The 19781-nt window shown below is 47.7% G+C and carries 27 protein-coding genes and 1 pseudogene; 12 read left to right on the top strand and 16 right to left on the bottom strand.

Annotation, left to right across the window (positions count from 1 at the left end; translation table 11 throughout):
* Positions 1–23: 23 nt before the first annotated feature.
* The 13 genes from rpsQ to EX31_RS16155 form a co-directional block, all read right to left on the bottom strand.
* Entirely contained in the window at positions 24–278 is a 255-nt protein-coding gene (gene rpsQ, locus EX31_RS16095; protein ID WP_013573693.1) for a 30S ribosomal protein S17, read from the bottom strand.
* Positions 278–469 carry a 50S ribosomal protein L29 gene (gene rpmC / locus EX31_RS16100; protein WP_013573692.1) on the bottom strand — a complete coding sequence of 64 codons (192 nt, stop codon included), beginning with the start codon at positions 467–469 and terminating at the stop codon, positions 278–280. Before rpmC ends, rpsQ begins: the two co-directional genes overlap by 1 nt.
* A complete protein-coding gene (rplP, locus tag EX31_RS16105; RefSeq protein ID WP_009639183.1) occupies positions 469–879 on the bottom strand; it encodes a 50S ribosomal protein L16 in 411 nt (136 codons plus the stop codon). The genes rpmC and rplP overlap by 1 nt, the downstream gene beginning before the upstream one ends.
* Positions 880–891: 12 nt before the next feature.
* Positions 892–1590, bottom strand: coding sequence for a 30S ribosomal protein S3 (gene rpsC, locus EX31_RS16110; RefSeq protein WP_013573691.1), 699 nt, complete (start codon positions 1588–1590; stop codon positions 892–894).
* Positions 1591–1607: 17 nt separating this feature from the next.
* On the bottom strand, positions 1608–1940 hold the full coding sequence (gene rplV / locus EX31_RS16115; RefSeq protein WP_004391423.1) for a 50S ribosomal protein L22: 333 nt from the start codon (positions 1938–1940) through the stop codon (positions 1608–1610).
* 14 nt (positions 1941–1954) lie between these two features.
* Complete coding sequence (gene rpsS, locus EX31_RS16120) at positions 1955–2233, bottom strand: 30S ribosomal protein S19 (RefSeq protein WP_004929772.1); 279 nt, start codon at positions 2231–2233, stop codon at positions 1955–1957.
* 14 nt (positions 2234–2247) lie between these two features.
* Positions 2248–3072 carry a 50S ribosomal protein L2 gene (gene rplB / locus EX31_RS16125; protein ID WP_013573690.1) on the bottom strand — a complete coding sequence of 275 codons (825 nt, stop codon included), beginning with the start codon at positions 3070–3072 and terminating at the stop codon, positions 2248–2250.
* 18 nt (positions 3073–3090) lie between these two features.
* Positions 3091–3393, bottom strand: coding sequence for a 50S ribosomal protein L23 (rplW, locus tag EX31_RS16130; protein ID WP_013573689.1), 303 nt, complete (start codon positions 3391–3393; stop codon positions 3091–3093).
* Positions 3390–3995, bottom strand: coding sequence for a 50S ribosomal protein L4 (rplD, locus tag EX31_RS16135; protein WP_013573688.1), 606 nt, complete (start codon positions 3993–3995; stop codon positions 3390–3392). Before rplD ends, rplW begins: the two co-directional genes overlap by 4 nt.
* A gap of 16 nt (positions 3996–4011) precedes the next feature.
* On the bottom strand, positions 4012–4641 hold the full coding sequence (rplC, locus tag EX31_RS16140) for a 50S ribosomal protein L3 (protein WP_013573687.1): 630 nt from the start codon (positions 4639–4641) through the stop codon (positions 4012–4014).
* Positions 4642–4674: 33 nt separating this feature from the next.
* A complete protein-coding gene (rpsJ, locus tag EX31_RS16145; protein ID WP_009639175.1) occupies positions 4675–4986 on the bottom strand; it encodes a 30S ribosomal protein S10 in 312 nt (103 codons plus the stop codon).
* A 235-nt stretch (positions 4987–5221) separates the two neighbouring features.
* Complete coding sequence (locus EX31_RS16150) at positions 5222–5707, bottom strand: hypothetical protein (RefSeq protein WP_013573686.1); 486 nt, start codon at positions 5705–5707, stop codon at positions 5222–5224.
* 6 nt (positions 5708–5713) lie between these two features.
* Positions 5714–7234, bottom strand: a complete 1521-nt coding sequence (locus tag EX31_RS16155) for an ExeA family protein (protein WP_231576063.1) — start codon at positions 7232–7234, stop codon at positions 5714–5716.
* Positions 7235–7432: 198 nt separating this feature from the next.
* On the opposite strand from EX31_RS16155, the gene gspC reads away from it, so the two are divergent.
* Genes gspC through EX31_RS16215 form a run of 12 tightly spaced genes read left to right on the top strand, consistent with a single transcriptional unit; the run spans position 7433 to position 18511 of the window.
* Positions 7433–8266: a type II secretion system protein GspC gene (gspC, locus tag EX31_RS16160; RefSeq protein ID WP_037035605.1), complete on the top strand. Its 834-nt coding sequence runs from the start codon at positions 7433–7435 to the stop codon at positions 8264–8266.
* Entirely contained in the window at positions 8250–10229 is a 1980-nt protein-coding gene (gene gspD, locus EX31_RS16165) for a type II secretion system secretin GspD (RefSeq protein WP_037035590.1), read from the top strand. The genes gspC and gspD overlap by 17 nt, the downstream gene beginning before the upstream one ends.
* A gap of 3 nt (positions 10230–10232) precedes the next feature.
* Positions 10233–11759, top strand: coding sequence for a type II secretion system ATPase GspE (gene gspE / locus EX31_RS16170; RefSeq protein ID WP_037035592.1), 1527 nt, complete (start codon positions 10233–10235; stop codon positions 11757–11759).
* Positions 11756–12973, top strand: coding sequence for a type II secretion system inner membrane protein GspF (gene gspF / locus EX31_RS16175; RefSeq protein ID WP_037035594.1), 1218 nt, complete (start codon positions 11756–11758; stop codon positions 12971–12973). The genes gspE and gspF overlap by 4 nt, the downstream gene beginning before the upstream one ends.
* 12 nt (positions 12974–12985) lie before the next feature.
* Positions 12986–13441 (top strand): type II secretion system major pseudopilin GspG, encoded by a 456-nt coding sequence (gene gspG, locus EX31_RS16180; RefSeq protein WP_037035595.1) that lies wholly within the window; start codon positions 12986–12988, stop codon positions 13439–13441.
* A gap of 2 nt (positions 13442–13443) precedes the next feature.
* Positions 13444–13965: a type II secretion system minor pseudopilin GspH gene (gene gspH, locus EX31_RS16185; RefSeq protein ID WP_037035596.1), complete on the top strand. Its 522-nt coding sequence runs from the start codon at positions 13444–13446 to the stop codon at positions 13963–13965.
* Positions 13965–14354 (top strand): type II secretion system minor pseudopilin GspI, encoded by a 390-nt coding sequence (gene gspI / locus EX31_RS16190; protein ID WP_037035598.1) that lies wholly within the window; start codon positions 13965–13967, stop codon positions 14352–14354. Before gspH ends, gspI begins: the two co-directional genes overlap by 1 nt.
* Positions 14351–15034, top strand: a complete 684-nt coding sequence (gene gspJ, locus EX31_RS16195) for a type II secretion system minor pseudopilin GspJ (RefSeq protein ID WP_037035599.1) — start codon at positions 14351–14353, stop codon at positions 15032–15034. The genes gspI and gspJ overlap by 4 nt, the downstream gene beginning before the upstream one ends.
* A 10-nt stretch (positions 15035–15044) precedes the next feature.
* Positions 15045–16013 carry a type II secretion system minor pseudopilin GspK gene (gspK, locus tag EX31_RS16200; RefSeq protein ID WP_231576064.1) on the top strand — a complete coding sequence of 323 codons (969 nt, stop codon included), beginning with the start codon at positions 15045–15047 and terminating at the stop codon, positions 16011–16013.
* Positions 16014–17189: a type II secretion system protein GspL gene (gene gspL / locus EX31_RS16205; RefSeq protein WP_037035602.1), complete on the top strand. Its 1176-nt coding sequence runs from the start codon at positions 16014–16016 to the stop codon at positions 17187–17189.
* Positions 17186–17644 (top strand): type II secretion system protein GspM, encoded by a 459-nt coding sequence (gspM, locus tag EX31_RS16210; RefSeq protein WP_013573674.1) that lies wholly within the window; start codon positions 17186–17188, stop codon positions 17642–17644. The genes gspL and gspM overlap by 4 nt, the downstream gene beginning before the upstream one ends.
* Before the next feature lie 33 nt (positions 17645–17677).
* Positions 17678–18511, top strand: a complete 834-nt coding sequence (locus EX31_RS16215; protein WP_051931060.1) for a prepilin peptidase — start codon at positions 17678–17680, stop codon at positions 18509–18511.
* Positions 18512–18522: 11 nt separating this feature from the next.
* Here EX31_RS16215 and bfr read toward each other — a convergent pair whose 3' ends face one another.
* The 3 genes and pseudogenes from bfr to tuf form a co-directional block, all read right to left on the bottom strand.
* Positions 18523–19002, bottom strand: a complete 480-nt coding sequence (gene bfr / locus EX31_RS16220) for a bacterioferritin (RefSeq protein WP_013573672.1) — start codon at positions 19000–19002, stop codon at positions 18523–18525.
* An 85-nt stretch (positions 19003–19087) separates the two neighbouring features.
* Positions 19088–19282 (bottom strand): bacterioferritin-associated ferredoxin, encoded by a 195-nt coding sequence (bfd, locus tag EX31_RS25435; protein ID WP_013573671.1) that lies wholly within the window; start codon positions 19280–19282, stop codon positions 19088–19090.
* 146 nt (positions 19283–19428) lie between these two features.
* Positions 19429–19781, bottom strand: a pseudogene (gene tuf / locus EX31_RS16225) (elongation factor Tu); the annotation flags it as partial.

Genomic DNA, 19781 nt, shown 5'->3' on the forward strand with positions numbered 1-19781 from the left:
TATTTTTGAGAGGCGCTACTGTATTACAGAATCGCTTTCTCTACAACGCGAACCAAGGTCCAAGACTTAGTCTTAGACAGTGGACGGCATTCGCTGATTTCCACAACGTCGCCGATACCACATTCATTGTTCTCGTCATGTACGTGCAATTTAGTCGTACGTTTGATGAACTTACCGTAAATCGGGTGTTTCACCACGCGCTCAATCGCAACAACAATGGATTTTTCCATTTTGTTACTGATTACACGACCCTGCAGAGTACGGATCTTGTCAGTCATTACGCACCCGCCTTTTCAGTCAGTAAAGTTTTCACACGTGCTACATCACGACGCACTTGCTTCAACAGGTGTGTTTGCTGCAACTGGCCGCTTGCCGTTTGCATGCGCAGGTTAAACTGCTCACGCAAAAGGTTCAGCAACTCAGTGTTCAGCTCTTCCACGCTTTTTTCGCGCAGCTCTTGTGCTTTCATTACATCACCGTCTTAGTTACAAAGGTGGTTTTGATAGGCAGTTTGGCTGCTGCCAGCTGGAAGGCTTCACGAGCCAGCTCTTCAGGCACACCGTCCATTTCGTACAGGACTTTACCAGGCTGGATCAAAGCAACCCAATACTCTACGTTGCCTTTACCTTTACCCATACGAACTTCGAGCGGTTTCTCGGTGATCGGTTTGTCCGGGAATACTCGGATCCAGATCTTACCTTGACGCTTAACTGCACGGGTCATCGCACGACGTGCTGCTTCAATTTGACGAGCAGTCAGACGACCACGGCCAACAGCTTTCAGACCGTAAGTGCCGAAGCTCACATCCGTACCTTGCGCAAGACCACGGTTGCGGCCCTTGTGCACCTTACGGAATTTTGTACGCTTTGGTTGTAACATCAGCGACTCTCCTTACTTGCGGCCTTTACGCTGCTGCTTTTTAGGTTGAGCAGCCGGTTCCGGTTGTTCAACTGCAGCCATACCACCCAGGATCTCACCTTTGAAGATCCATACCTTAACGCCGATTACACCGTAAGTGGTGTGCGCTTCAGATGTGTTGTAATCGATATCCGCACGCAGAGTGTGCAACGGAACACGACCTTCACGGTACCATTCAGTACGCGCGATTTCAGCACCGCCAAGACGGCCGCTTACTTCAACTTTGATACCTTTAGCGCCAAGACGCATTGCGTTCTGTACTGCACGCTTCATAGCACGACGGAACATAACACGACGTTCCAGCTGTGAAGTGATGCTGTCAGCAACCAATTTTGCGTCCAGTTCCGGTTTACGGACTTCGGCGATGTTAATCTGCGCAGGAACGCCAGCGATATCCGCTACGACCTTACGCAGTTTTTCGACATCTTCGCCTTTCTTGCCGATAACGATGCCAGGACGAGCAGTGTGAATAGTCACACGGATGCTCTTCGCTGGACGCTCGATAACGATGCGAGAAACGGAAGCTTTCGCCAATTCCTTAGTTAGGAACTGACGAACTTTAAAGTCGCCGTCCAGGTTGTCAGCGAAATCTTTGGTATTTGCATACCAAGTAGAGTTCCAAGGTTTGACAATACCCAGTCGAATACCATTAGGATGTACTTTCTGACCCATTGCTAGTCTCCAGAGTCTCAGCGATCGGACACAACCACAGTAATGTGGCTGGTGCGCTTCAGAATGCGATCTGCACGACCTTTAGCACGCGGCATAATGCGCTTCATGCTTGGGCCTTCGTCTACGAAAATCTTCGTGACTTTCAGATCATCGATGTCAGCGCCATCGTTGTGTTCTGCGTTAGCAATGGCAGACTCCAGTACCTTCTTAACCAGACCAGCAGCTTTCTTGTTGGTATAGGCCAGAGTTTCCAGAGCTTGCGACACTTTCTTACCGCGAATCAGGTCAGCAACAAGGCGAACCTTCTGAGCAGAAGAACGAGCGTGGCGATGTTTAGCGATAGTTTCCATCTCTTCCTCCTACCTTAGCGCTTTTTAGCTTTTTTATCAGCCGCATGGCCGCGATAAGTACGAGTCGGCGCGAATTCACCCAGTTTGTGACCGACCATTTCATCGGAAACAAATACTGGTACGTGCTGACGACCATTATGGACAGCGATGGTCAAACCGATCATGTTAGGAAAGATCGTTGAACGACGGGACCAAGTGCGCAAAGGCTTCTTGTCACCGCTTTCCACCGCTTTCTCTACCTTCTTCAGCAAGTGCAGGTCAATAAAAGGACCTTTCTTGAGAGAACGTGGCATGGCTTATCCTCTAATTATTTTTTGCTACGGCGACGTACAATGAATTTATCAGTACGCTTGTTGCTACGGGTCTTCTTACCTTTGGTTTGAACGCCCCATGGAGTTACCGGGTGCTTACCAAAGTTACGACCTTCACCACCACCGTGTGGGTGATCGACTGGGTTCATCGCAGTACCGCGAACGGTAGGACGAATACCACGCCAACGAGCAGCACCTGCTTTACCCAGAACGCGAAGCATATGTTCAGAGTTACCGACTTCACCTAAGGTGGCGCGGCAATCAACTTGAACTTTACGCATTTCGCCAGAGCGCAGACGCAGAGTTACGTAGGAACCGTCACGAGCAACGATCTGAACGTAGGCACCGGCTGAGCGAGCCATCTGGCCGCCTTTACCTGGTTTCATTTCTACGTTATGAACCGTTGAACCTACTGGGATGTTGCGCATAGGCAGGGTGTTACCTGTCTTGATTGCAGCATCAACACCAGATTGGATCTGGTCACCCACTTTCAGGCCTTTCGGCGCCAGGATATAACGGCGTTCGCCGTCTTTGTACAGAACCAGCGCGATATTCGCGGAACGGTTCGGATCGTACTCCAGACGCTCAACCACTGCAGCGATACCATCTTTGTTGCGTTTGAAGTCAACCAGACGATAATGCTGTTTGTGGCCACCACCGATATGACGGGTGGTGATACGGCCATTGTTGTTACGGCCACCGCTTTTGCTCAGTTTTTCAAGCAGCGGAGCATAAGGTTTACCCTTGTGCAGCTCAGGGTTAACCACTTTAACAACGTGGCGACGACCCGGAGATGTAGGTTTACATTTAACAATTGCCATTGTTCTTACTCCTCCGACTTACTCAGCGCCGCTGATGAAGTCCAGATTCTGGCCTTCTTTCAGGGTTACGTAAGCTTTTTTCCAGTCGCTACGACGACCAACACGCTGACCGTGACGTTTAACTTTGCCTTTAACCAGCAAGGTGTTCACATCTTCGACTTCGACTTCAAACAGTTTCGAAACCGCAGCTTTGATTTCCGCTTTAGTCGCGTCTTTGGCAACTTTGAGAACGATGGTATTGTTCTTTTCCATCGCAGTAGACGCTTTTTCAGAAACGTGCGGCGCGCGCAGCACTTTCAGCAGACGTTCTTCACGAATCATGCCAGCATCTCCTCAACTTGCTTCACAGCGTCAGCAGTCATAACTACTTTGTCGAAGGCGATCAGGCTTACTGGATCGATACCTGCTACATCGCGAACGTCAACCTTGTACAGGTTACGTGCGGCCAGGAACAGATTCTCGTCGACTTCGCCAGTTACAATCAGCACGTCTTCCAGAGCCATGTCTTTCAGTTTCTGTGCCAGCAGCTTAGTTTTAGGCGCTTCTACAGAGAACGTCTCGACAACGATCAAACGATCTTGACGTACCAGTTCGGACAGGATGCTTTTCAGCGCGCCGCGGTACATCTTTTTATTTACTTTTTGACTGTGGTCCTGTGGCTTTGCAGCGAAGGTTACACCACCGGAACGCCAGATCGGGCTCTTTACAGAACCTGAACGCGCACGGCCAGTACCTTTCTGACGCCAAGGTTTTTTACCGGAACCGGTTACTTCAGCACGGGTCTTCTGAGCGCGAGTACCTTGACGGGCACCTGCTGCATAAGCAACAACGACCTGGTGTACCAGCGCTTCATTGAAATCACGCCCGAAGGTAGTTTCGGAAACAGTCAGCGCGCTCTGCGCGTCTTTCACTACTAATTCCATTCCTATCTCCTCGACGTTAAGCCTTAACAGCAGGTTTAACGATCAGGTTGCCACCGGTAGCACCCGGAACAGCACCCTTGACCAGCAGCAGGTTGCGCTCAGCGTCAACACGTACTACGTCCAGGCTTTGAACGGTTACACGCTCGTTACCCAGTTGGCCTGCCATTTTCTTGCCTTTGAACACTTTGCCCGGAGTCTGGTTCTGACCGATAGAACCCGGAACACGGTGAGACAAGGAGTTACCATGGGTAGCGTCTTGGGTACGGAAATTCCAGCGCTTAACTGTGCCAGCAAAACCTTTACCTTTAGAAGTACCGGTAACATCAACTTTCTTAACGTCTGCGAAAATTTCAACGCTAATGTTCTGACCTGCAGTGAACTCTTCACCTTCTGCAAGGCGGAATTCCCACAGACCGCGGCCAGCTTCTACGCCAGCTTTAGCGAAGTGACCCGCTTCTGGTTTGGTTACACGGTTAGCTTTTTTGCTACCAGTAGTAACCTGCACAGCGCGGTAACCGTCGTTGTCCAGGTCTTTGACCTGAGTAACGCGGTTTGCTTCAATTTCGATAACGGTTACAGGGATAGAAACGCCATCTTCAGTGAAGATACGAGTCATACCCACTTTCTTACCGACTAAACCAATCATTGTTTCAACCTCTCAATCGCTCAATGACCCTGATTAACCCAGGCTGATCTGCACGTCTACACCAGCAGCCAGATCCAGACGCATCAGAGCATCAACGGTTTTCTCGGTTGGCTCAACGATGTCAACCAGACGCTTGTGAGTGCGAATTTCATACTGATCGCGCGCATCTTTATTGACGTGCGGAGAAATCAGGATGGTAAAGCGCTCTTTGCGGGTCGGCAGCGGGATTGGACCACGAACTTGCGCACCAGTGCGCTTCGCAGTCTCAACGATTTCCGCAGTTGATTGATCGATCAGACGATGATCAAACGCTTTCAGGCGGATACGGATTCTTTGGTTCTGCATGAGACCAGAGCTCCAATTATTTTAAACGTAAATGATTACTCCTCAAACCCATTTCGATTGATGGGAGAGTGTAATCGTTCTTCACATAACCCCCATATCGGGAGTATTGTTGACCGGCAAGTAAACTTATCGGCCATCTGATTCTCATTGAACCAGGCCTACCAAGATTAGGTAAGCCCGCGCATTATACTTAAACACCAGTAAGAAGCAATCCGAACTACAAAAAAAAATGCTTTTATTTTGCGCTCTTCTCTTCTTGTTGCTGTTCCAACATCGCTTTTTCCAACCACTCTTGTAATGGTATATCCGGGCTTCCCTCATCTAACTTCATGATTTGACTTTCATCGCTTTCGCCTGTCGGCGCCTCTTCCGGAGCCTCATTTTCCATAGATGAAGTATCTTCCAGCAGTTGTTCATCAGCATTTGTATCGTCATCACTATCGGCCGACTGACTAACAGCAGGCATCGCTTTGTCCTGATAGATGTAATGTAAGGGGGATTGCTTATAAGGAAGACGGGATTCTTCACTGACACCTATCCGGTAACTCTGCCAGTTAAGATAACTTATATGAAGATAAGCGCCTGCCATCGCACCAGCCAACAAGCATAGGCAACCTAATCCCAGAGAATAAAGGCTTTTTCTGAGCGGGCGATGCACTACCACCTTCACTTTTTGTTTGTTTAAATGGCTTGTGTAAGCCGATAAATGAATGTTTTGCATTTTAACCTAGAGCTCTTCTTCTGTAAGCAGAACGGGCATGTTGCCGGTACGTTTAGCGATTTGCATCAGTGTGCCCTTACCTACCCTTCCATCAACAATAAGACCTTCCCGTTGTTGGAATAACTTAACCTTCCTGATCAAATCTTTGTCCCACTGACCCGTTTTACCGAATGGCAGGTTCAGGATTTTGCTCAGTGTCATATCTAACCAAGCGGTGTCAGCTTCAGGGCTTGTATTGTTGATGGCGTTTTTACCGCTCGGAGTCTGCGGAAATAGCTGGATATATTCGCCACCCCAAACTTCGTTAAACCAGCTGCGCTGAACCGTCCACGTCTCATCTTTAATAAGAATATCTAACTCCTCATCAGTGACCTTCACAACGGTAACGTACACGGTCTGTTTATCTGCTGTAATCGGACTTAACCAGGGAATTCCGTCCTGGACTAAGGTCTCTAAGGTTGCCTTGCCCTTTTTACAGGTGAGCTGCGCACGTACAGCCTGATCACAGAACGCATCATTAGTTGGCACGTAATAACCCCACACCTGAAAGAGCTGACGCATTCCGTTACGCTCGTTACTTCCAACATCACTCAGTTTTTTGGCCGCAGCAGGGATTTCATGCAGCCTTTCGGAAAACGTCGCCAACAGCGGGAGGTATGGCTTTGCATAGCCTAAATAAGTCCATCCCAAAACACTGCCCAAAAGCATGTAACACGCAATGAGAAACGTGAGACATTTCCTTTTGCCAGGCGTCAGTCCTCGGGCTTCGAGGCAGACTTTCATTTGCCGATAAGTGACTGACTGTGTTTTTTCTGCATATGCGCTGTTAAGTGAATCTGTTGCCAGTTCATTAATAAGCCGAAACCGTCCACCAGCAGCACTGTGCAACAATTTAACGAGTGGTTTGTTAAAAAGGGTTGGCTCCCCTCCGGCTGATTGCATCCTTTGGGACAGATAGTCCGAGGTTTCTGCGAGACTCATTGGAGACAGAGAGTAAACCGCATATGGTAGCCCCATCTTATGGCGCCTGCCGCGGCTTTTACTCCCCTTATGTTCTTCTACTAGCAGGAATGAGACACGCAGAGATTGCGGATAAGTTTTGAATGTACGTAAAAACTCATAACTTTCTGCCGTGAGGTTTTCAGCATTATCGATCACGACCAACCAGGGCTCTGCGGGGTCCTCATTGTGGACAAAGGATTCTGCAATTCGCATAGTGAGAATCGAGGCTGGTAATGTTTGCCATTTCTTTAAATGAAAACAAAAGGCTAGTAATTGTCCAAGGCTTTCACTGTCTGCGCCATTCAAAGACGCTGCACTTAAATTCAATACCCGGCATTGACTTTTTCTGGCAATCTCGTGCGCCAGTCGCGTTTTACCAACACCTTTGTTACCACCGATTATCGCGATACCTCCCTGACTCAACTTCTGCAGAATAAAATCCTGAGCGGCCAACAAACGTATATTATTGAAATAATTACCTTCCAAAAAGGGAAGCGTGACAAAATTAAAGTAATCGCGGTACATACAAATACCCATAACCATTTATACATTCAATGAATGTTTTTAAATAAAAAACCGAAAGAGGAATAAATCTGAAAATCAAGAAACACAACCTCATTCGTATTGAACATGTATTAATGTGAATCAATGTTTTTCTGCGTATAATATAGCCTAATAAGTAACCCACTGGAATAACGAAAGCACAAGGGAATGATCCAATACATGCATGCCATCTGGAATAAAGGGCATCGGCCAAAGCTATCATTGAAGACAGGAATGTTTATTGTCATTACATTCATACTCACAATGATTTGTTGCTCAACAATCGCTGTTACTGTGCTAAATAGCAGGGAAAGTTTTGGGTTCCTGCCCAAGACCTCCACCGACGCCAAAATTTTTATCAATATACCCGGCACACTATTTGAAAAACGCAGAAATGCAGTGATTAAAGAGGTAACTCGATCACCAGCGACTAGCGTTAAGCTTCCCTTATTCCTCAAGGGAGTTCTGACAAGTACTGACAGTCGGCGCTCACTGGCTATTCTTCAAGGACCAACGGGTCAGCATAGTTACCGTGAAGGTGAAAAGCTTGCTGATGTGGAAAACGCTTACTTACAGTCAGTAAAACCAGACGAAGTTTTAATACGCACCCCCAAGGGAACAGCGATTTTATACCTCAGTGATAAAGCTCAGGATAATAAACGCCCAGAACCACAAAAACAGAGGGCAAACAAAGAACACGCAAAATACTTAATGCATTATTTAGTTGCCAACCCCGTATATAAAGATGAGAAACTTACAGGTTATAGATTCAATCCCAAAACGAGCAGCAATGTTTATCTTAGAGCCGGACTTATTCCAGGCGAGTTCGTCATCAAAATAAATGGGCAATCTCTCGACGACACTGCAACAGCAGATAAATACATTGAACAACTGGCAAGCCTGAGGGATGTACAACTTACCGTTCTGAGAGAAAATCAACTTCAGAATATCTATATAAATCTAGCCACTATCGAAACATCGTTGGATACAGAAAGTCATGAAGAAGTTCATTAACTCTCTCCTAGTAAAGGCATGCATATTATTTGCCACACTTCCAGGGATTGTACACGCGGAAGAGTTTACTGCGAGCTTTAAGGGCACGGATATTAAAGAGTTTATTGATACGGTAAGTAAAAATCTGAATAAAACTATCCTTATCGATCCCTCCGTGCAGGGAACTGTTTCTGTCAGAAGTTATGATGTTTTGAATGAAGAACAATACTATCAATTTTTTCTCAGCGTGCTGGATGTCTATGGTTTTGCTGTGATCCCCATGGATAACGGGCTACTGAAGGTCGTACGTTCAGCGAATGCGAAAATGTCTGGCGTGCCCATTGCAGACAAAAACAGCCCCGGTAAGGGAGATGAAATTATCACCCGCGTCGTAACGCTTCTTAATGTGCCGGTCAGAGAGTTGGCACCTTTGCTTCGCCAGATGAATGACAGTACCGGAGTAGGGAATGTTGTTCATTACGAACCTTCCAATGTTTTGCTTCTGACGGGCCGGGCATCTGTGGTCAACCGGCTTATTAAGCTTGTCGAACGCGTTGACGCGATGGGTGACCAGCAAAGGCAAACCATTAAACTAAAATATGCTTCTGCCCCGGAAATGGCTGAGATGATGAACAACCTGGTTCGCGAGGAATCTAAAGGACAATCATCGTCCATATTACAAGCCAAAATCGTCGCGGATGAGAGAACCAACACCCTAATCATCAGCGGGCCAGAAGGCGTGCGCAGCCGCGCAGCAAAACTGGTTAGTCAGCTTGATAAAGACCAGTCATCTCAGGGCAATACGCGTGTTTTCTATCTGAAATATGCCAAAGCGGAAAAAATCGTTCCCGTACTTACTGGCATCACAGAAGAGATGAAAGAAGGCAAAACAGCTCAGCCTTCCGGCGCGTCTAACAAGCCGATGAGCATCACTGCAGATGAACAAACAAACTCCATCGTCATTACTGCACAGCAGGATGTGATGCAGTCACTCGAACAGGTCATCACCAAGCTCGATATCCGCCGTGCACAGGTGTTAGTCGAAGCCATTATTGTCGAAGTACAGGATGGCAACGGGCTTAATCTGGGTATCCAGTGGAGCAACAACCAGGTTGGTGGAACACAATTTACCGGAACTGGCGCGCCAATATCGACCGTTGCGGCCGGAGTTCGCCAGTACAAAAAAGAGGGCATTATCAGCAGCGATAATCCTCTGAGCAGCACTTTGCAGACCTTCAATGGCATGACCGCAGGCTTCTTTAGCGGTGACTGGAATGTCTTACTCACTGCGTTATCCACCAGTAATAAAAACGATATTCTTGCCACCCCAAGCATTGTCACTCTCGATAATAAAGAAGCCTCATTCAACGTCGGTCAGGAAGTCCCCTCCCTGTCCGGCTCACAAACCACATCTGGCGATAACATTTATAGCAGCGTAGTTTACAAAACCGTCGGCACAAAATTAAAAGTCACTCCGCAGATCAATGAAGGTGACTCTGTGCTGATGGAAATCGAACAGGAAGTTTCCAGCGTTGATACTTCAACTAACTCTAGTCTTGGTCCGACCTTCAATACCCGAACCATTTCCAATGCCGTGCTGGTTCGTACGGGTGAAACTGTAGTCCTGGGCGGTTTGCTGGATGACAGTACCAAAGAAACCAAATCCAAAGTTCCTCTGTTGGGTGATATTCCGTGGATAGGCAATTTGTTCCGCTATACCAGCACTGAATCAGCAAAACGTAATCTGATGGTGTTTATCAGGCCGACCATTATTCGTGATGATGAGGTTTACTCTTCCATTTCCAATAAGAAATATTCGCACTTTCAAAAAATTCAAAAAACGCGTCAGGATGAGGACCATCAGGATCTGCTCACGCCAAATACCCGTTCTATTTTGCCTGACTATCCTGGAAACAATGTGCCAAAAGCATCCATATCCACCACGCCTGATGACGGCAAACCTCGTAATCCGTTTAGTGGATAAGCCATGAATAGTGATAACGAAGTGCTATATAGACCCGTTGTGGAACACGCCTCCCCTGTTCTGCCTTATACCTACGCCAAACAAAAAGGCGTAACGCTGCTTGATAACGTGCTTTTTTGCCGACAGGACATTTCAGTGGAAACACTGCTCGAAGTACGTCGGATCATGGGTGAAATAACGGCGGTCGAAATAGTGGAAACGACATTGTTCGATGAAAAGTTATCAGCAACCTACCAGCGTAGCAGCGGCGAGTCACAACAAATCATTGATGATATCGATAACGAGGTCGATCTTCTGTCTTTGTCTGAGGAATTACCTGATAACGAAGACTTACTGGCCAGTGATGAAAATTCGCCGATCATCCGTCTGATTAATGCGGTGCTTTCTGAAGCAGTCAAAGAGGGTGCTTCGGATATCCATATCGAAACCTTCGAACGCATGCTCAGTATCCGGTTTCGTATCGATGGCGTCTTACGGCAAATCCTGCAACCGGCTCGCAAGCTGGCACCGTTCTTGGTATCGCGCATCAAGGTGATGGCGAAACTGGATATCGCTGAAAAACGTTTACCTCAGGATGGTCGCATTTCGTTACGTATCGGTCACCGGGCGATTGATATCCGCGTATCGACCATTCCAGCTCAATATGGTGAGCGTGTGGTGATGCGCCTTTTGGATAAAAATAATTTATGTCTTGAGATTCCACAACTTGGTCTGTCTCCACAGGACGAACAACAGCTATCGGCATTAATCCGTAAACCTCACGGGATCATTCTGGTCACCGGGCCGACCGGTTCAGGTAAAAGCACGACTCTGTACGCGGTTCTTTCTGCACTCAACAATAACGAGCGTAACATTCTTACTGTCGAAGACCCGATTGAGTATGAACTGGAGGGCGTGGGGCAAACGCAAGTTAACCCCCGTGTAGAAATGACATTTGCGCTCGGTTTGCGGGCGATTTTGCGTCAGGACCCGGATGTAGTCATGGTCGGTGAGATCCGCGACAATGAAACAGCTCAAATCGCGGTGCAGGCTTCACTGACCGGCCATCTGGTGATGTCAACATTGCATACAAATAGTGCCGTCGGTGCCATTACCCGTTTACGGGATATGGGTCTGGAGCCCTTCCTTCTCGCCTCCTCATTATTAGGCGTGGTGGCTCAGCGACTCGTGCGACGCCTTTGCCCGCATTGTACCCGACAGTCCCCGTTAGATGTGTCTCACATTCCTTTATTCCACTTTCTGCCTGAACCACCAGCCACTGTTTTTAAAGCCGTCGGATGTTCTCAATGCCATTTCACGGGCTATAAAGGCAGGGCGGCTATCCACGAATGCATGGTTGTTGATAACGCTATACGTCAGGCTATTCATGAGAATCAGGATGAATTTTCCATTGAGAACATTCATCGCAAAACTGCCCGAAGCTTGCGGGAAAATGGACTGCTTAAAACCATTAGCGGCGAGACTACGCTGGAAGAAGTGATCAGAGTTACTGCCGAACAAGAGATAGCGACACGGGGAACTCCCTCATGAGCCGCTTCGCCTTTCATGCAATCACCCCGACGGGCAAGACGCAGCGAGGAGTGATTGATGCCGATTCTCTCCGCCTGGCGCGCCAGATTGTCCGCGAGCGGGGTTTAACGCTTCTTGAAATAAAGCAGGTGGGCAACTCGCTGACAACTCTAAATAGTAAAAATAAAGGATTGAAAACGCGTGTCCCTTCACATGCCATTTCACTATTCTCACGTCAGCTCGCCACATTAACCAATGCAGCCCTGCCCGTAGAAGCCGCACTTGCCGTTATTGCCCGCCAAACCGAGCACGCCGGACTCACGCAAGTGCTGACCGCTGTGCGTAACAAAGTGGTGGAGGGACATACGCTAGCCGATGCATTATCTGATTTTCCTCGCCTATTTGATCCGATGTTCAGAACACTGGTCACGGCAGGTGAACGAACCGGACAACTCGGCACCGTACTGGAAAAAATGGCGGATTATTATGAAATCCGCCAGCAAATCAAAAGCAAGTTGTCGCAAGCCATGATTTACCCGGCCATGCTCACCATCATTGCCATTCTAGTGATTGTTATTTTGCTGGTGGCCGTCGTCCCGCAAATCATTGAACAGTTTGTGCATATGAAACATACGCTGCCCATCTCCACCCGTATTTTAATTGGCGTCAGTGGTTTCCTGGAACGTACATGGTGGGTGATTGCCATAGTGGTTATCGCTTTCATCGCTACCTTCAGGCTGGCTCTGCGCCGTAAGCATAATCTTATGCGTTTTCATACGGCGTTGCTCGGTGTTGTCGTTTTAGGGCCACTGATCAGGGCCATCAATAGTGCCCGATATGCCCGGACTCTCAGTATCTTGCAATCGAGCGGCGTTCCTTTACTTGATGCGATGAAAATCTCAACAGAAGGGATAACTAACCGCCGGATCCATTATTTACTTACCCAAGCGGCAGAACATGTTCGTCAGGGCAGCTCACTCTTTGCTGTTCTGGAACAAACCCGCCTCTTCCCACCCATGATGCTCTACATGATTGCTTCCGGTGAACAAAGCGGGCGTCTTGGCGAGCTTATGGCACACGCAGCAGACAATCAGGACAAGCTGATGCAACACCGGCTTTCAATGGTATTGGCGCTATTTGAACCACTGCTGATTGTCACTATGGCCAGTATTGTTTTATTCATCATCATGTCGATTTTACAACCGATTCTCCAGCTTAATAACATGGTCAGTTAAAGGTATCACTCCATGTTAAACATTCAAAAAAATCAGTACATTGGTACTCAGAGACAACAAGGCTTTACATTAATCGAACTGATGGTGGTTATCGTCATTCTCGGGGTGCTGGCAGCGCTCGTTGTTCCTAATGTAATGGGCAACAAAGAAAGAGCAGATACCCAAAAAGCCGTCAGCGATATTGTCGCCCTCGAGAACGCCCTCGACATGTATAAGCTGGATAACCATCGCTATCCAACAACCGAACAAACGCTCGAAGCCCTTGTAACCCTGCCCACGATCAACCCGCTACCTGCCAATTATCGTAACGATGGATACATAAAGCGTTTGCCAGCCGATCCCTGGGGCAACGAATACATGTTGGTCAGTCCAGGTGAACATGGGGCTATCGATGTCTTTTCTGCCGGGCCTGACAGTGAGCCCAACACCGCAGATGACATAAAGAACTGGGTTGAGAAGGATCACTAACCTTGTCCGCGGTCAAACAATCCGGCTTTACGCTGCTGGAAATACTGATGGTAATGGCCATTTTCGCCATTGCGGCAGGGGTTGTGGTCATGGTTTTACCGTCTGACAACTCACAAATCCAACGCGCTGAGCAAATGAAAACAGTGATGGAATATGCTGCTGAGCGCGCAGTGCTGGAAGGAAAACCGCTCGGGCTTTCCTTAACGGCCGGCGCTTATCAGTTTGTGGTTTTAGGTGGCACGCTAACGTTGATTCCACTAACACGTGAGCCTCAGTGGCAAGAAATTGAATCTTCCCGCATGCCTGTCAGCGGTGAATTTGCGGAAAATGAAACCCTTTCGCTCAGCCCTTTAGCCCTCAATAAATCTATCAACCGCCCACCACAGATTGTTTTTATGCCCGACGGAACACTTTCAGTCTTTGAACTCAGTTTTTCTTCCTCTGCATCTGAACCGGCCTGTTGCAGCATCATTTCTGAAGGACGACTGCCACTGATATTCAATGTCAGAAGGTCTGGAAAATAATGCGTATATCTTCAACGTGTAGTGTTAAAAATCAGCAAGGTATGACTCTGATTGAAGTAATCATTGCCCTCGGCATCTTCGCCACGGCGGCTCTGGCATTACTGAATAGCCTGGGTTCGCAAATGAGCGCAGTAGATCATTTTCGAACTTCTCTCTTTGCCAGCTGGGTTGCTGAAAATACGCTGATAGAAACACAGATCAAAGCGGAAAAAAAAGAAAAAAGACGAGTAACACTAGCCGGGCAGGAATGGTTTGTTGAACAGCAACATACCCTTGATAGAGAGAACAACATTAGCCAGAACCAGGTACGCGTTCTTCAGGTAGAAGATGCCCTTTCACCGATCCTTTCGGTGAGCCGCTGGACTCAGATAATGGCAGAGAAGCCATGAGCAGCCAGCAGCCAGCCAAACAACAAGGTTTCACGCTGATAGAAGTCATGATTGCGATGACGATATTTGCGCTTCTCAGCCTGCTGGCCTATCAGATCCTTTCCGCATCAGTTAAAAACAGTGAAATAGCACAAGAACACACGGCAAGACTGACCGGAATTCAGACTACATTTTCTTTGCTGGAACGGGATCTGATCCAGATATTGCCACGGCAAACCGATGTGGCAGGAGCTCTTTTATCAGCCTCTGAGACCTCATTAAGTTTTACAACCATTGGCAGTTATTCTGCATCAGCCCCCTTGTCTGCCAGTGATCTTACACGGGTTACCTGGACATTTACCGATCACACACTGACGCGCAGCGCACAATCTCTTCCGTCCCAGCCACTGACTGATTCATCAGCGATAACGCCCTTTACCCTGCTGACAGGCGTAAGTTCTTTGCATTGGCGATTCTATTCCGGCGGCTGGAGCAACAGCTGGAGCAAAACGGATTCTTTTCCAAAAGTCATCGAACTCATTGTCACGCTGGAAGATATGGGTGAAATACGCCGGTTATTCCTCCTGCCCCAAATAATTGAGGAGACGAAGGCAGAGTCAGCTGATAAGCCGTCTGAGCAAGCAAGTTCTGAATCCGCAGCTCCGGTGTCCTTAAACGGGGAGAACACCAACGATGAGTAAGCAACAGGGTGTGGCGCTACTGATCGTCTTAATGATCCTTGCCATCATGGCTGCATTAGCGGCAAAAATGACGCTGCAATTTCAGGTCAGCCAGCACCGCCAAAGCTGGTTACTCAATCAACAGCAATTACGCTGGCTAACCTTTGCCGCTGAAGAAATCGCCCTGCCGAGACTGAAAAAAGAACTTACCGAAAACCCTGTTCAAAACAACCTCGATCAGTTTGCCGTTCAGCAAGGGCACTTCACCGGCCAGGATGGATTTTCAGTGGACTATATTATTGCGGATGGACAAAACTGTTTTAACATTAACAGCCTGCGTAATAACGAGCCTGACACGCCGATAGAGGGTGAACCATACAATACGCAGGTACTGAAACAACTTCTTCTCGATGCGCAGGCAACATCCGTTGAAACCGAGCGGTTCGCTGATACCCTCAGCGATTATCTTGATGCCGATAACGAGACCCGAACATCCGGTGCGGAATCCGAGTATTACGAAACGCTGATACCGCCCCGCGCTGCAGCTAATCAACGTCTTTTTTCCCTGAATGAGCTGGCGCTGCTGCCCGACCTCCCTCTTCTGCCACTCAAAAAAATCCGACATCAGCTTTGCACTCTCCCCGAAGAGTTTCAGCAAATTAATGTGAATATGCTGACCGAAGAACAGGCTCCTCTGTTAAGCGCCTTATTTCTTGGCGGTATTAATCAGGAGGATGCAATCAGATTAATTTCAGCGCGACCGCGCAGAGGCTGGGTTTCTGTTGACGCTTTTCTGAAAGAGGCGAAGAAACAGCGTTTTAGTCTGGAAATCCAAAGCAGCGAATTAAAACCGCTGCTGACGGTACGCAGCCAATACTTCGTCCTCTATACGCTAGGCCGGTTTGAAGAACAGCAAAATGCTATGAGCAGTTTTGTGCAATTCAATCCACAGGATTCAAAAATCAAAATTTATCAACGTCGCTATCGGGTAATTGAGTAAATGGAACAACTTCATCTGGCCAACAGGCTGTTTATCAGGGCTGGTACTACGCCAGAGCACTCACTCTATTGGTTCACGGATAAGGCAGAATGTGACAACGATATCCATTGCCTGCCGGATACCGAACATTTATCAGAACTCGCCACACAACCTGCGGCACGTAATGTTTGTCTGTTCATCCCGGCCAGTGAAATAGTTTTCCGTCAGATCGCTCTGCCTCAACACGCAAACAAAATTACTCGCCAGATGATTGGCCATCTTACTGAAGAAAGTATTGCCAGTGATGTCGATACGTTGCATTGGGTTGAGCTTTATCGAGAAAAACAGACACTCTTTGTGGCGGGTATTGAATCAGATTATTTAAGAAACTGGCTTCGGCTATTTAGCGATGCCGGGCTGACAATAAGGCACATTTATATTGATGCCTTGCTGCTGCCCAGGCATGAAGAAGGCTGGTCGATAATGAAGCTTGATAAGCAGTGGCTCCTTCGACAGTCGGAATATTCAGGCTGTCAGGTTGAGCAGGTATTACTCGATACCCTACTTAAAATCGCAACGCCGGAGACATTACATTACTACGGAGATGAGAAATCGATTTCTCCTGGCTGGGTGCGCGCTGATCTGCCTTTTCATCCCCTGATTATGATGAAGAATAACTGTCCGTCAGCAGTGAATCTGCTGCAGGGCGAGTTCGCCGTGCGTAAAGAAGAATCCGCCTGGGAACGTCATCTGCTACGGGTGGCAACCAGCATGGCGATACTCACGGTGCTAGTGATTATCGGCGCCAAACTTTTCACCTGGTGGCAGATTTCTCAGCAAGAATCATTACTGAAAAAAGAGATGCTTGCACTTCATCAAACCTGGTTTCCGCAGGACAAACACACACGTAATCTGAAGTTCTATTTTGAACAAAATATGAAAAAGGCACCCACAGCCTTTCTTCCTGCACTGGCAAAACTCACTGCTTATCATGGGCAGAGCCCGCAAATTGACATAGATAAATTAGATTTTCAGCAAGAGACGAAACAGTTCACTCTGCAGATTACTACGGGTGACCGGGCGGCGATTGATGATTTCGTCGAACGGACCGAAAGCGATTTTCACTTTGCCATTTCTAAGTTAGCCACGTCATCAGCGGGTATCACCGCCACGCTAACTCAGCGGAGTAAATCATGAAACAGTGGCTGATGCTTAAAAATGAACGGGAAAGATGGCTGATACTGGTTGCCGCTTTTCTGTTGGCAGTAACTTGCATCTGGTACGGTATTTTAACCCCGCTCAACAACCAGATCGCCCAATCCCGGGCACGGGTCAACACGCAACATCACCAGCTTGAATGGATGATTCAGCAAACCCAGCGTCTCGGGGCACCTTCCGGACTGCGAGTTAAGACAGAAAAGCTGACGGAAGCTATTAACACCTCAGCGGCAGGTTTATCCCTGCAACTTCCTAAGACTACTCAGAATGAACGGGGAGTCGCCCTAAGCTTTGAGCAGATCCCTTACACCACCCTTTTACGCTGGCTTGAAATTCTCAATAAGGAATACGGTATTCAGGTCGTGGCCATCTCAATAGTGACAGGTAACGGACCAACAGGAAGCGTCAGTGTTCCTCAACTCACACTGCGTTAACGGGCAGATGTCATAACAAGGAAGATATTTAGCATGGACGGAGGATGGCAGCAATTGTCTTATATCACATCATTACCCGACGGGTTTTATCACACCTGCGTCGCTGTTTTGGGATTGCTGCTGGGCAGCTTTCTTAATGTCGTCGTTTATCGCTTGCCGCTGATGATTCAGAACGATGGTCAACTGACAGAGCATGGCTTTAATCTGAGCCTTCCGGCATCACACTGCCCCGCCTGTATACATCCGCTAAAATACTGGCAGAACATTCCGGTTTTGAGCTGGTTGTTGTTACGGGGGAAATGCCATTATTGCAAAGCCACGATCTCTAAAAGGTACCCCCTTACAGAAGCAGGATGCGCCGCCATGTTTCTTGGTCTGTCGTTTCTGTTTACCACTCCCCTGAGTTTATTCAGTGCCTTATTACTGTTCTGGTTTCTTCTGGCATTAAGCCTGATTGATTTGGCAACTTACCTGCTTCCTGACCGGCTGACACTGCCCTTGCTGTGGGCCGGGTTACTCGTCCACTCTCTGTACGGCAGCGTGACACTTCAGAATGCATTATATGGCGCGGTCGCAGGTTATCTGGCGTTGTGGTTTTTGTACTGGAGTGTCAAGTTAGTCAGCGGCAAAGAGGGAATGGGGTACGGGGATTTTAAACTCCTGGCAGCACTTGGCGCCTGGGTGGGCTGGCAGATGTTGCCATATCTGTGTATTCTCGCCGCACTTGCGGGGATCGTTTTCACACTGGTAAGGGTAAGTATTTATAAAATGTCAGAGCAAACGCCTTTCGGACCCTGCCTGGCACTGGCTGGTGCGCTGATTTACATCAGCCAGGAGAGCAAAACAATCTGGCTGATGTTGAGTTAATACAGCAGAAATTACTGGGATTCTTCTTTCAGCTGAGACTGGATGTAGTTCTGAATGCCAATACGCCCGATGAGTTCCAGTTCGGTTTCCAGCCAGTCGATGTGATGCTCTTCATCCGCCAGGATATTAATCATTAAATCGCGGCTGACGTAATCGTGCACCGAGTCAGCATAAGCAATGCCTTCGCGTAAATCCTTCGCCCCTTCAAGTTCCAGCAGCAAATCAGATTTCAGCATTTCCTCAACATCTTCACCAATATTGAGTTTGCCGAGATCCTGCAGGTTAGGAAGCCCTTCCAGGAAGAGGATCCGCTCAATATAGATATCGGCATGTTTCATTTCATCAATGGATTCGTGATATTCGATACCGTTGAGACGCATCAGTCCCCAGTTTTTAAACATACGGGCATGCAAAAAGTACTGATTGATAGCAACCAGTTCATTTCCAAGAAGTTTATTGAGGTGTGCAATGACTTTTTTATCGCCTTTCATAGGTAACTCCTCCGTTCCGGTATCTAAAGCGTAGATCCGGTTCAGAGTAAGTCAAAAAAAAGGCACACTTTTTAACTAAGTATTTTTACGCGATGTTTTTGAACTCAGGAATTTGCTGTAATTCATCTTCCATTATTTGTCGTGCCGCACGAACACATTTGCCACATTGCGTTCCTACCGGAACAAAACTCCTCAACTGTTGGAACGTTTGCGGCTGGTAACGTCTGACTGCCTGTCTGATCGTTTTATCACTGACTGAATTGCACAAACACACGTACATATAAACCACGCTTCGCATAAATCTTGAACTAACTGTAAATGAGAATGGTTATTATTGCAAATGCAGTTTGAACGCTTTTGCACACAAATTTTAGGCAATAAAAAAGGGTGCCGAAGCACCCTTTTTTTGCTCTTAATTATCAGCGATTAAGCGATAACTTTAGCAACAACACCAGCGCCTACAGTACGGCCGCCTTCACGGATTGCGAAACGCAGACCGTCATCCATCGCGATTGGGTGGATCAGGGTAACAACCATGTTCACGTTGTCACCAGGCATAACCATCTCAACGCCTTCTGGCAGTTCGATAGTACCGGTCACGTCAGTTGTACGGAAGTAGAACTGTGGACGGTAGCCTTTGAAGAATGGAGTATGACGACCACCTTCATCTTTGCTCAGGATGTACACTTCGGAATCAAACTTGGTGTGTGGTTTGATTGAACCTGGTTTAGCCAGAACCTGACCACGTTCGATATCTTCACGTTTGATACCACGCAGCA

The organism is Rahnella sp. WP5 (assembly GCF_000745615.1).
Taxonomy (GTDB): Bacteria; Pseudomonadota; Gammaproteobacteria; order Enterobacterales; family Enterobacteriaceae; genus Rahnella; species Rahnella aceris.